The organism is Pseudomonas paracarnis, assembly GCF_904063055.1.
Taxonomy (GTDB): domain Bacteria; phylum Pseudomonadota; class Gammaproteobacteria; order Pseudomonadales; family Pseudomonadaceae; genus Aquipseudomonas; species Aquipseudomonas paracarnis.
Window position 1 is genome coordinate 1 of the sequence record NZ_CAJFCN010000015.1, and the last position, 12,761, is coordinate 12,761.

The 12,761-nt window shown below is 59.5% G+C and carries 11 protein-coding genes; 5 read left to right on the forward strand and 6 right to left on the reverse strand.

The genetic code is table 11. The features are described 5' to 3' along the window. Positions 1-491: 491 nt before the first annotated feature. Positions 492-1,814 carry a sigma-54 dependent transcriptional regulator gene (locus JMV15_RS24070; protein WP_014718743.1) on the reverse strand — a complete coding sequence of 441 codons (1,323 nt, stop codon included), beginning with the start codon at positions 1,812-1,814 and terminating at the stop codon, positions 492-494. 344 nt (positions 1,815-2,158) lie between these two features. On the opposite strand from JMV15_RS24070, the gene JMV15_RS24075 reads away from it, so the two are divergent. Then, a complete protein-coding gene (locus JMV15_RS24075) occupies positions 2,159-2,419 on the forward strand; it encodes a hypothetical protein (protein ID WP_014718744.1) in 261 nt (86 codons plus the stop codon). Between the two features lie 67 nt (positions 2,420-2,486). Here JMV15_RS24075 and JMV15_RS24080 read toward each other — a convergent pair whose 3' ends face one another. From JMV15_RS24080 to gnd, 3 genes are read right to left on the reverse strand one after another with little or no spacing between them, the layout of a single operon-like run. Then, the gene (locus JMV15_RS24080; protein WP_014718745.1) at positions 2,487-3,311 is read right to left on the reverse strand and encodes a Cof-type HAD-IIB family hydrolase; all 825 of its coding nucleotides are present in this window, start codon (positions 3,309-3,311) and stop codon (positions 2,487-2,489) included. Continuing rightward, positions 3,308-4,831, reverse strand: a complete 1,524-nt coding sequence (gene zwf, locus JMV15_RS24085; protein ID WP_014718746.1) for a glucose-6-phosphate dehydrogenase — start codon at positions 4,829-4,831, stop codon at positions 3,308-3,310. The genes JMV15_RS24080 and zwf overlap by 4 nt, the downstream gene beginning before the upstream one ends. Next, positions 4,828-5,811 carry a phosphogluconate dehydrogenase (NAD(+)-dependent, decarboxylating) gene (gnd, locus tag JMV15_RS24090; protein ID WP_019817573.1) on the reverse strand — a complete coding sequence of 328 codons (984 nt, stop codon included), beginning with the start codon at positions 5,809-5,811 and terminating at the stop codon, positions 4,828-4,830. The genes zwf and gnd overlap by 4 nt, the downstream gene beginning before the upstream one ends. 259 nt (positions 5,812-6,070) lie before the next feature. Here gnd and JMV15_RS24095 point away from each other — a divergent pair, with 259 nt between their 5' ends. From JMV15_RS24095 to JMV15_RS24110, 4 genes are all read left to right on the forward strand, one after another. Then, positions 6,071-6,247, forward strand: a complete 177-nt coding sequence (locus tag JMV15_RS24095) for a DUF6026 family protein (protein ID WP_196492057.1) — start codon at positions 6,071-6,073, stop codon at positions 6,245-6,247. A gap of 157 nt (positions 6,248-6,404) precedes the next feature. Beyond that, positions 6,405-8,147, forward strand: a complete 1,743-nt coding sequence (locus JMV15_RS24100) for a phosphoethanolamine transferase CptA (protein WP_069868542.1) — start codon at positions 6,405-6,407, stop codon at positions 8,145-8,147. A gap of 128 nt (positions 8,148-8,275) precedes the next feature. Next, entirely contained in the window at positions 8,276-10,513 is a 2,238-nt protein-coding gene (locus tag JMV15_RS24105; protein WP_019817575.1) for a TonB-dependent siderophore receptor, read from the forward strand. Positions 10,514-10,654: 141 nt separating this feature from the next. Further along, on the forward strand, positions 10,655-10,867 hold the full coding sequence (locus JMV15_RS24110; protein WP_014718750.1) for a hypothetical protein: 213 nt from the start codon (positions 10,655-10,657) through the stop codon (positions 10,865-10,867). A gap of 101 nt (positions 10,868-10,968) precedes the next feature. On the opposite strand, the gene JMV15_RS24115 is transcribed toward JMV15_RS24110, so the two are convergent. Together JMV15_RS24115 and zapE are read right to left on the reverse strand one after the other, a co-directional pair. Beyond that, positions 10,969-11,460, reverse strand: a complete 492-nt coding sequence (locus JMV15_RS24115; protein WP_014718751.1) for a GNAT family N-acetyltransferase — start codon at positions 11,458-11,460, stop codon at positions 10,969-10,971. A 165-nt stretch (positions 11,461-11,625) separates the two neighbouring features. Further along, complete coding sequence (gene zapE / locus JMV15_RS24120; protein WP_032901681.1) at positions 11,626-12,732, reverse strand: cell division protein ZapE; 1,107 nt, start codon at positions 12,730-12,732, stop codon at positions 11,626-11,628. Positions 12,733-12,761: the final 29 nt, after the last annotated feature.

Here is a 12,761-nt window from a genome sequence, read left to right on the forward strand (position 1 = left end):
GCCAGATGCATTCTTTATCGGCGCTTGGGTGAAAGGAGGAGGGGCGAAATCTCCCACGGTCTGTACTGCGTCAACAGTCAGAATCGGGCTTTGTCCCTTCTCCTCCCTTCAAGTCCTAGCATACAAGCGAGCTTGCCCGTGAAGGCGGAGTGTCAGTCACTGAATCTCTAACTGAACCACCGCTATCGCAGGCAAGCCAGCTCCCACATTGGCCATGCATTGCCCACAAAATCAGCGCCTGACACAAATCCCCTGTGGGAGCGGGCTTGCCCGCGAAGGCGGAGTGTCAGTCACTGAATCTCTAACTGAACCACCGCTATCGCAGGCAAGCCAGCTCCCACATTGGCCCTGTATTGCCCACAGAATCAGCGCCTGACACAAATCCCCTGTGGGAGCGGGCTTGCCCGCGATGGCGGTGTGTCAGTTGCTGCATCTGTGACTGCACTACCGCTTTCGCAGGCAAGCCAGCTCCCACTTTGGGTTTACCCGCCCTAGCGGATCTGGTGTTTATGCAGCAACCGGTAGAACGTCGGCCGGGAAATCCCCAGTACACGGGCCGCGACACTGAGGTTGTCGCTGTGCCGGTTGAGCACATCGCACAACGCCTGACGTTCGGCACGGTGTTTGTAGTCTTCCAATGTCGCCATCGGCGCCGACATGGCTTGCTGGCCTTGCAGCCCCAGGTCAGCCGCTTCGATCTGCCGCCCTTCGGCCAGTACCAGGCCACGCCGCACGCGGTTGGCCAGTTCACGCACATTGCCCGGCCACGGGTGTTGCCCCATCGCCACCAAGGCCTCTTCGCTGAAACTGCGCGGGCGCCGTCCGGTTTCCTGGCTGTAAAAACGTGAAAAGTGGTTGGCCAGCATCGCCACGTCACCATGGCGTTCGCGCAACGGCGCGGTGACCACTTGCAGCACATTCAGGCGGTAATACAAGTCTTCGCGAAAGGCGCCCTTCTCTACCGCAGCCTCAAGGTTGACGTGAGTGGCGGCCAACACCCGTACATCCACCGGGATCGGCTGGCTGCCGCCAACGCGTTCGATGTGTTTTTCCTGAAGAAAGCGCAACAAGTTGGCTTGCAGCTCCATCGGCAGATCGCCGATTTCATCGAGGAACAGGGTGCCGCCGTTGGCCGCTTCAATACGCCCGATCTTGCGCTGATGGGCGCCGGTAAACGCGCCTTTTTCGTGACCGAACAGCTCGGACTGGATCAGGTGTTCAGGAATAGCGCCACAATTGATCGCGACAAACGGCTTGGCATGCCGCTGGGATTGGCGGTGCAGGGTCTTGGCCACCAACTCTTTGCCCGTGCCACTGTCACCGCGGATCAACACCGGGGATTCAGTCGGCGCCAACTTGGACAACAATTTGCGCAGCTCACGAATGGGGCGGCTCTCGCCCAGCAATTCATGGGGCTCATCCACCGGCGCGTAGCCCTTGCCACGCAGGCGCGCCATGCCGAACGCGCGACCCAGGGTCACCTGTACCCGGGACACATCGAAGGGTAAGGTATGGAAGTCGAAAAACCATTCGCAGACAAAATCGCCGACGTTCTGCAAACGCAGTACATCCTGGCTGAGCACGGCGATCCACTCGGTGCCGCTGCGACCAATCAACTCCTTGACCGCTTCGGGGCGCTCCAGGTGATCCCGCTGCAAGCGCAGCAGGCCCACATCGCAGGAGCGCTCCCCCACCGCCTCCAAGGCACAGCTGTCTACTTCCCAGCCGGCGGTGCGTAAACCGGGTAATAACCCGTGGCAATCGTCACAGGGGTCGACCACCAATAAGCGGCGTTGGGCGGGTGTCGCAATCATGACTATTCCTTGGCGCCAAGATTGTTAAAGTTATTTAGAAACAACAGTTTGTGGCGACTGTTGGTAACCCTAGCAAGATCTTGACGCTTTCCTTGTACCCTTTCGCTATAAGTGCGGGCAAAAAGCCATGCTTGTTTCGTAGCACGCCGAAAGTTGCTCGCCAGTGAAACGCTTATGGCGCTTTCAAAACAGCCGCTTACATGACGCCAATCAGGAAAAGTTAAATTTTCTTGCCCTAGCATGTGACCCGCACGCCACCATCGTGCATCAGTACAAGTAACCCACCGCACGGTCAGCCCAACCGCCGGTACTCACTTGAATGGGCATACAGAGAGAAGACCCAAATGAACGCTCCGCTGCGCATCAACGAAGCTCTTTTGATTGCAGACCGTGCTTTCCAGCCCTTTCAGTGCGTGGCCTGGCACGATGGCGTCGGCGCCCTCAGCCTGAGCGTCATCGACCGTACCAACACCCGCATCGGCAGCAAACAGCTGTCCTGCACTGCGTATACCGACCCGGCTCAACTTGAAAACCTGTTGTTACAGGCCCGCGCCGAGCTCGATAAAGATGGCCACCAGTTGCAGTCCTGGGCAATGCCGAAGTAATGCAATGCGGCAACTTCCAGCCAACGCCAAACATCGGCTGGAAGTTGCGCACTAAAACGTCAGTTACTTAGCGTGCCGCGAGAATAAACCGTTCGAACGCCTCGGCAGCGCCGTCCTCGACATTGCTGCCGGTCACCACATTGGCCTGGCGCTTGACGGTTTCTTCGGCCTGACCCATGGCAATCGACAATCCCGCCACATGAAACATCGCCGGGTCATTGCCACCGTCACCAATCGCAGCCGTTTGCGCGAGCGGCACGCCCAGGTGCTCGGCCAGGGTTTTCAAGGCTTCGCCTTTGTTGGCCAGCATCGCGGTCACGTCCAGATACACCGGCTGCGAACGCGATACCTGGGCCAACCCCTGCACTTTCGGCTGCAATTGCGCCTCCAGCTCCACCAGCAACTGGGTGTTGTTGCTGGCGGCGACGATCTTGTCGACCCGGTCCAGGTAAGGCTCGAAACTCTCCACCACCACCGGCCCATAGCCCAAGCCGTCGGCTTCGCGCTGCACCATGGGCCCGGGCGGATCACGGCGCAGCCAGTCGCCATCGGCAAACACCCAGACTTCCACGTCCGGCTCGGCCGAAAACAGCGCCAGGGTGATCAGCGCCGCTTCCGCCGGCAGATGGTGAGCAACCAGGATGCTGCCATCCGGGTTGACCAACGTACCGCCATTAAAGCCAGCCACCGGCACATCGATGCCAAAGGTCTCGATCAAATGCCGCATGGCTTTGGGCGGACGCCCGCTGGCCAGGCTGAAAAGCACCCCGGCCTCGCGCATGGCGCGAATGGCATCGGCGGTGCGTTGGCTGAGGCTGTGGTCGGGATGCAATAGCGTCCCGTCCACATCACTGAGGACAAACCGGATGGGTTGAATCGTCGCGTCACTCATCCGAGGCTATGCCAAGCGCGGCCATCGCGGGCCAGCAAGGCATCGGCCGCTGCTGGGCCATCCTCACCAGCCTTGTAAGCCTGGATACCGTCATCTTCCTTCCATGCATCCAGGAACGGCTGCACCGCACGCCAACCGTTCTCGATGTTGTCGGCGCGCTGGAACAAGGTCTGGTCGCCGGTCATGCAGTCGTAGATCAGGGTTTCGTAACCCGTCGACGGTTGCATCTCGAAGAAGTCCTTGTAGTCAAAGCCCAATTCGATATTGGCCATCTCCAGGGTCGGCCCAGGCTGCTTGGCCAACAGGTCGAACCACATGCCTTCGTTCGGCTGGATCTGGATTTTCAGGTAAGTGGGCTTGAGTTCATCGACTTCGGTATCGCGAAATTGCGCATAAGGCGCCTGCTTGAAGCAGATCACGATCTCGGTGTCGCGGATGCTCATGCGCTTGCCGGTGCGCAGGTAAAACGGCACACCGACCCAACGCCAGTTATCAATCATCACTTTGAGCGCGACGAACGTCTCGGTGCTGCTGTCCGGCGCGACGTTGGCTTCTTCGCGATAGCCGGGTAATGGCTTGCCGGCGATTTCGCCGGCGGTGTATTGGCCGCGCACGGAGTTGGCCCGCGCATCCTCCAGCGACCAGGGGCGGATGGCACCGACCACTTTGGCCTTCTCACCCCGCACCGCATCGGCACCAAAGGCGGCCGGCGGTTCCATGGCGACCATCGCCAGCAGCTGGAATAGGTGGTTGGGTACCATGTCCCGCAGTGTGCCGGTCTTCTCGAAGAAGTTGCCCCGGGTTTCAACGCCGACGGTTTCAGCGGCAGTGATTTGCACGTGATCGATGTAGTGGTTGTTCCAGAACGCTTCGAACAGCACGTTGGAGAAACGGCTGACCAGGATGTTCTGCACCGTCTCCTTGCCCAGGTAATGGTCGATGCGGTAGATCTGCTTCTCGCTCATCACCTTGAGCAGGCAGGCGTTGAGCGCCTCAGCGGTGGCCAGGTCGGAGCCGAACGGCTTCTCGATCACCACGCGCCGAAAGCCATCGTCGGTTTCATTCAACAAGCCAGCGCTGCCCAGGCGCTGCACCACTTCACTGAAAAAGCGCGGAGCGGTGGCCAGGTAGAACACCGCATTGGCGGTGCCGCTGTCAGCGATCTTGCTGGCGATATCGGCATAGGTGCTGTCGTCGAGGAAATCGCCCTCGACGTAGCTGATGCCCTTGGCCAATTGTGCCCACAACGCGGGGTCGAGGGCGTTCTCGGCATTGCCCCTGACCTTGCTGGAGGCTTCGGTACGAATGAAGTCCTCAAGTTTCTTGGCAAAGTCCGCGTCGCTGATGGCGTTGTGATCAACGCCGACAATACGCAGGCCATCGCCCAGCAACCCATCGCGGCTCAGGTTGTACAGCGCCGGCATGAGCAGGCGCTTGACTAGGTCGCCATGGGCGCCAAACAGAAACAATGTGGTGGGTGGAGCAGGTTCGGCCTTGGGTTTCTTGCCGTTGGCGGTCATTTTTTGGAAGTCTCCACATGGCCACCAAAGCCGAAGCGCATGGCAGACAGCATTTTGTCACCGTAGGTGCTCTGCTGGCGGGAACGGAAACGCGCGAACAGCGAGGTCGACAACACCGGAACCGGCACCGCCTGCTCCATGGCTGCTTCGATGGTCCAACGGCCTTCACCGCTGTCGGCCACAGAGCCCGAGTAGCCGTCAAGTTTGGGGTCGGTGGCCAGGGCATCGGCGGTCAGGTCCAGCAACCAGGACGACACCACGCTGCCACGACGCCAGACTTCGGCGATGTCGCCGACGTTGAGGTCAAAGCGCTGGTCTTCCGGCAGGTTTTCCGAGTTCTTGGTCTTGAGGATGTCAAAACCTTCGGCAAACGCCTGCATCATCCCGTACTCGATGCCGTTGTGGATCATCTTGACGAAGTGCCCCGAACCCGCTGGGCCGGCGTGAATGTAGCCCTGCTCGGCACGTGGGTCGGCAGAGGCCGAACGGTCCTTGGTGCGCGGGATGTTACCCAGGCCCGGCGCCAGGCTTTTGAAGATCGGGTCGAGGCGATTCACGGTCTCGGTGTCACCACCGATCATCATGCAGTAGCCACGTTCCAGGCCCCAGACGCCGCCCGAGGTGCCCACGTCTACATAGTGCAGGCCCTTTTCAGCCAGGGCTTTGCCGCGACGCACGTCGTCCTTGTAGTTGGTGTTGCCGCCGTCGATGATCACATCGCCGTCTTCCAGCAGTTCGCTCAGTGCGTTGATGGTGTCTTCGGTGGGCGCGCCCGCCGGCAACATGACCCAGACAGCACGGGGCTTTTGCAGGCCGGCCACCAGCGCTTTCAAGTCGGCGACGCCGGTGGCGCCCTCCTCGCTCAAGGCTTTGACGAAGGCTTCGTTACGGTCGTATACAACGGTGGTATGCCCATTGAGCATCAGGCGCCGCGCAATGTTACCGCCCATGCGGCCTAGTCCGATAATCCCCAGTTGCATGTGCTGATGCTCCTAACTTCTAAAAAATGTGTGACATAGTTTATAGCGCAATGAGGCTAATGAGGGTTAGTCCAGAGCGGATCCGTGTAGTTTCATGACAAAAAAGTGGCCATCGTTTCACCATCACCCCGGCAAAAGTCACACGACCACCAAAAATAAAAAAGTTCCCTTGCTGCGAAAAAGAATTCAAACTTGCTTCCGACTGTTGCCAAAAACCTGTTTTGGCACCGCGACCTACCGGCTATTTGCGAGGTAAGCAATGAGCACAGCACAGATGACCCGTCCGCCACAGACCCTCTACGTCACCCTCCGTCGCGATGAACTGCGCCAGTTGAAAGACGAGCGCGATCAGTTGCAACAGGAAGTCCTGCGCCTGCGCTTGCACCTTCAAGCCCAGCTCGATCAACCGTCGGATGCCAAGCCAGCCCTGTGCTGAAAGCCGGGCCGAACGCGTTGTAAGGCAATACCTACAGAAAACTCACAAAGTTTTCACATTCCCCTCTTGATACTCCCGTTCCGCGATGCCGCTCACTTCCTGGGCGGCCCGATGTTGCGCGCCTGTGCGCGATAATCTTTCTCTGATGGGGCGCTGGATGGCGATGTTCAAACGCAGCACGACGACTGCGAAAGGCTTTGATTGGGCCGGCCTTGGCTGGTTATTCCTGTTTTTCTGGTATTTCTCGGGTATTACCCAACTTCTTATCCAACTGACCGGCACCTCCGGCTTCAGTGGCTTCCGCCAGGCCTTCTTCATGAGTGCGCTGTGGCTGGCGCCGATGTTGCTGTTCCCGCGTCGTACACGCCTGCTCGCCGCCTTGATCGGCGTGGTGCTGTGGGCTTGCTCCATGGCGAGCCTGGGTTATTTCTTCATTTATCAGCAGGAATTTTCCCAGAGCGTCATCTTCATCATGTTCGAGTCGAACATCTCTGAAGCCGGCGAATACGCCACCCAATACTTTGCCTGGTGGATCGTGCTGGCGTTCATTGCCCACACCGCCTTCGCCATCTTCCTGTGGACGCGCTTGCGCCCGGTGTACCTGCCGCGCGGTCAGTCGATCGTGGCAGCCATTGCCATCGTCCTGGCGGTGGTGGGCTACCCACTGGTCAAGCAGATCGCCACCAGCGAAACCATGGAATTGGCCATCGACCGTTTCGAAACCCGCATCGAGCCTGCCGTGCCTTGGCAGATGATCGTCGCCTACCGTCGCTACACCGAGCAGCTGGATAACATGCAAGGCATGCTCACCAGTGCAAGCAAGATCCCGCCCTTGAACAACCTCAAGGACAGCATGGCCGGCCAGCCGTCCACACTTGTCTTGGTCATCGGCGAGTCGACCAACCGCCAGCGCATGAGCCTCTACGGCTACCCGCGCAACACCACGCCGGAACTGGACAAGCTGCGCGACCAACTGGCCGTGTTCGATAACGTCATCACCCCGCGCCCCTACACCATTGAAGCGCTGCAACAGGTGCTGACCTTCGCTGACGAAGAAAACCCAGACCTGTACCTCAAGACACCGTCGATTGTCAGCGTGATGAAACAGGCCGGCTACAAGACCTTCTGGATCACCAATCAGCAGACCATGACCAAACGCAACACCATGCTCACGACCTTTTCCGAACAGGCCGACGAGCAGGTGTACCTCAACAACAACCGCAACCAGAACGCCCGTCAGTACGACGGCGATGTACTGGCGCCGTTTTCCAAGGCCCTGGCCGATACCGCCGAACGCAAGTTCATCGTGGTGCACCTGCTGGGCACCCACATGAGCTACCAGTACCGCTACCCGCCGACCTTCGACAAGTTCACCGACCGCCAGGGCGTGCCAGCGGGTGTCAGCGATGCGCAGTTGCCGACCTACAACAGCTATGACAACGCCGTGCTGTACAACGACTTCGTGGTCTCCAGCCTGATCAAGGACTACGCCAAGACCGACCCCAACGGCTTTTTGCTGTACCTGTCGGATCACGGCGAAGACGTGTTCGACTCCGCCGGCCACGACACCTTGGGCCGTAACGAAGGCAAGCCGACCGCGCCGATGTACACCATCCCGTTCATGGCCTACGCCTCGCCAAAATGGCGCGAAAGCCACGACTGGAGCTTCGCCGGCGACTTGCAACGGCCTTACAGCAGTTCGCAGTTGATCCACACCTGGGCCGACATGGCAGGCTTGAGTTTCGATGAGCTGGACCACAGCAAGAGCCTGGTAAGCGACAGCTTCAAGCCACGCCCCCTGTTGATCGGCAACCCTTACGAGACCAAGCAGAAGGCGCTGATCGACTTCAGCCTGATCAAGCCCAAGAAGGCCGACAGCGCCGAAGTGGTGGCCAAGTAAGCCTGGGTCTTGCAACAGAAAGATAACAATCATTCTCGTTTAACCCTAAAGTTCCGCAGCTCCTTTCGTCTTTGAACCAAGCCCTCCCTGCCTGGGGAGGTATCAAAGACGACAAGGAGTCTGCAGCGATGTTCGCGCCCTTCACCCGTTCCATGACCTTCACCCTCGGCCTGTTCAGCCTGGCGCTGAGCCCGGATTCGCTGGCCGACACCGACCCCGATACAGCCCCCGCCAAAGCCCTGGAACTGGGCGCGACCACCATCAGCGCCGACAGCCTGGGCGCCACCACCGAGCACACCGGCGCCTACACTACTGGCTCGATGAACACCGCCACGCGGCTGAACCTCTCCGTCAAGGAAACCCCGCAATCGATCTCGGTGGTCACACGCCAGCAGATGGACGACTTCAATCTCAACACCCTGACGGATGTGTTGCGCCAGACCACGGGCGTCAACGTTCAGCATTACGACTCCGATCGTGTCTACTACTCCGCCCGAGGCTATGGCATCAGCAACTTCCAGGTTGACGGGATGCTCAACACCTTCGGCTACATGAAGACCGACGCCGACACCATCATCTACGACCGCATCGAAGTAGTGCGCGGCGCGACGGGCCTGACCACGGGCGCAGGCGACCCTTCGGCCACCGTAAACATGGTGCGCAAGCGCCCTACCGCCCACTGGCAGGCCAAGACCGGTATCAGTGGCGCCAGCCATGACAACTACTACAGCTACGTCGACGTCGGCGGCCCGCTGGCGTTCGACGGCAAACTGCGCGGGCGTAGCGTGCTGGCTTACCGTGACAGCCAGTCCTTTCGTGACAACTATGGGCTGCAGCGGGCAGTGGGCTACGGCATTCTCGAGGGCGATCTTTCCGACGATACCGTGCTGGCCGTCGGCTTTGATTACCAGGACAAACAGGTACAAGGCACCTCCTGGGGCACCGTGCCCTACTGGAACAGCCAGGGCGGCAAGGCCAGGCTGCCCCGCTCCACCAACATGGCGGCGCACTGGAGTTCCTGGCCGCTGACCGACAAGACCACCTTCGCCACCCTCGACCATCGGCTCGGCGGCGACTGGCACCTGAAGGCCGCCTATACCCATCGCCAGAGCGACACCGATGGCAAGGTGTATTACGGCGGCGCCGGTTTCCCCAACCCCGACCGCAGCGGCATGACGGCCTGGGCCAGCCATATGCGCGGCACCTCGCGCATGGAGGCCATCGACCTCAACCTGGCCGGCAGCTACACGCTGCTGGGCCGCGAACACGCGCTGATGATGGGCTATGGCGAAGCCGCCCAACGGGATGTCTCTCCCTTCATGCGCAGCGACCTGCCAGCCAGCTACTACCCCATCCAGGACTGGAAGCACATGGGCGGCATCGGCAAGTTCACCGACCAGGTGACCGACCTGAAGGGTGAGCACAGCAAGAAACAACAGAAAGCCGGTTACCTGGCCACAAGGCTGAGCCTCACAGACCGCTTGCACGCCGTACTGGGCAGCCGTTACGGCAGTTGGGAGCTGGAAAGCGCAGAGCCCAAATACGATGCCAACGACCAACTGACCGCTTCGGGCAAAACCAGTCAGACCCACAATGATATGTGGACGCCTTACGCCGGCCTGCTCTACGACATCACGCCGCAGTACACCGTCTACGCCAGCTATACCGACATCTTCAAACCCCAGGACTACCGTGATGCCGACAAGAAGTACCTGGAGCCCGTGGTCGGCAGTAACTACGAAGTGGGCCTCAAGGGCAGCGTGCTGAACGAGCGCTTGAACCTGGCCGCCGCGTACTTCTGGAGTACCCAGGACAACGTCGCCGAGCGGGATGACTCAGTCCCGCCCAACCCGGTCACGGGCGAGGAGTACTACAGATCCGGCGGCAAAGGTAACAAGGTCAACGGCTTCGAGCTGGAAGCCGCCGGTGAAATCACGCCGGACTGGAACCTGACCGCCGGCTACACCTACACCCATTCAGTCAATGGCTCGGACAAACGCAATAACACCAGCCAACCCTTGAACCTGGTGAAGATCTCCAGCGCCTATCGCCTGCCGGGCGCCTGGCGCAACCTGACGGTGGGCGGCGCAGTGAACTGGCAGAGCGAAACCTACGACTTCAGCAACCGCCCGACCGGGCAGCGCAACAGCGAAGGCCGGCCGATAACCACCCGGGCGAAGATCACGCAACAGGGCTATACCGTGGTCAACCTGATGTCGCGCTACCAGTTCGACGAACAGGTTTCGGCGTCGGTCAATGTGAATAACCTCTTTGATAAGAAATACTACGAGCGCGTTGGTTTTTATAACGGCGTGTATTGGGGTGAGCCGCGTTCCGTCACGCTGGCATTGGATTGGAAGTTATAGCCCCGCCCGTTGAAGTTAACAAAACTGTTAACTTCAACGGCATCTCCCGTTAATTCCCACTTAATAAGATAGCGCCATAGTCGCTCCATGATCTGATCACGGAGCGACCGGACACCTATCACTTTTAATGGGAATACCGCGATGAAAATGTCGACCTTGATACTGGCCAGCCTGATGACCCTGACCTCCGCCGCCGCCTTTGCAGAGGGCGGCGCAGAGCGCTCCAAGGAGTTCTACAACAACTTCAGCTTCATTCAGGAAAAAACCCACGGCAAGGCTGAGCAACAAGTTGCCAGCGCCGATGGCAAATCGGTTAAGTCTGAGACTGTTGATCAGGCACAACCGAACAGCTGAGTTAATGCTTACTTAATCCGTAGCACCCTGCGCCATTCTGCTCCGTTGGCAAAGGTTTATTGGGCGCCCTTTAATGGCGCCCTTTTTTTGCCGGTTATTTATTACAACGGCTTATGCCAGAACAGCATTCGCCCATGGGCGGGATCAAACACTGAGTCGTCAAACCCGAACTTGCGGTATGCCGACTGCGCCAGGGCATTACCTTCCAGCACTTCGAGGGTGATCTTGCAGCAACCGCGCTGCCGGGCGATTTCCTCGACCTTTTGCAGCATCTTCTGACTCAACCCCAAACCCCGAAATTGCTCCTTCACCATCACGTCGTGGACGTTGACCAAGGGCCGGCAGGCGAAGGTCGAAAAGCCTTCGAAGCAATTGACCAACCCCGCTGGCTCCCCCCCGACGAACGCCAGCACACTGAACGCGTGTGGGCGCTTGGCCAGTTCGGCTGGCAGTTGCTGCAAGAGATCGGCTGGCAGGCTGTGGCCGCCGCCCATCGGGTCTTCAGCGTAAGAGTTGAGCAGCAGGCCAATGGCGTCGGCGTGCACGGCGTTGGTATAGCTGGCTTGCAGCACCAGGATGTCTGGGGTGTCCATGTCCTTCCTCGATAGCGACAACCAGGGAATCGGTTCCCTTTGAGAGGTGCGATTGTAAGCGTGGAGTCGGCAGTAGATGAAGGAGATAAGCGACAAATAGCTGACAGAAAGTGCGAAGGTTGCGCGCATCAAAGCGTGCAATGAGCTTTGGTACAGCGATTTTTCCTATGTGGCGAAGCGTTGCAGCTGCATCTCTTGCAGACGGCTCAGGGTGCGGCGGAAAGGAAACTCCAGGTAGCCTTCGGTGTACAGGCTGTGCAACGGCACCGCGGCGTCGATAAAGAGTGGCACTTTGCGGTCGTAGCATTCGTCCACTAACGCGATAAAACGTCGCACGCTGTCATCGTGCACCGACAACTGCGGCAACTCTCGATCCCCGGCCACCACGCGCTCGGCGCCATCTTCGGTGCCACGGGCAATTCGACCCGGGCGTATTTGTGCACTGAGGTTAGGGACGTCTCCCAGCAGAATGGCGTGGAAGCGATCACACACCAGCATGAAATCCATGGCGGCCAGGGGTTGCTCACACAGGTCGGCATAGCGACACCAAAGCACGGTATCACTGGCCTGCACCGTCATGATGGTGCGGTGCCCTACGCTTACCGCCACACTGTTCACGGCTTGGCCTTGGCTCAATTGTCGGAACACCGCCGCCAGTGCCTCGGGTTGATTCACCCAATAACGCTGCATGCCCACGCCGGGATGCAAGCGATGATCCTCGCCACCGTCCACGGCCACCACCTGCATATGCTGCTTGAGCGCATCGATGCCCGGCAGGAAACGCTCACGGTTGAAGCCATCGGCATACAGCTGGTCGGGCGGCTGGTTGGACGTGCACACCATCACCACACCCTCCTCGAACATCACCTGGAACAGGCGACCGAGAATGATCGCGTCCCCGATGTCATTCACAAACAGCTCATCGAAGCACAGCACACGCACCGCCTGGCTCAGCTCCCTGGCCAACGCCTGCAAGGGGTCCTGGGTGCCCGTGAGCTGGAATAAACGCTGGTGGACCCAGGCCATGAAGTGGTGAAAATGCTGACGCCGCGCAGGCACGTGCAGGCTTTGGTAGAACTGGTCCATCAACCAGGTCTTGCCACGCCCCACCGGCCCCCAGAGGTAAACGCCGGCAATCGACGAACGCCCTTGATGCAAGGCCTCGTGACAGGCTTGCAAGGCTTGTACCGCCCGGCGCTGGGCATCGTCGGCGACGAAACCTGGTTGGGCAATTGCATGTTGATAAGCGGCGAGAGGCGAGTCGAAAGTCATGCTTGCCAGTATGACGGACGCAGAGCTGT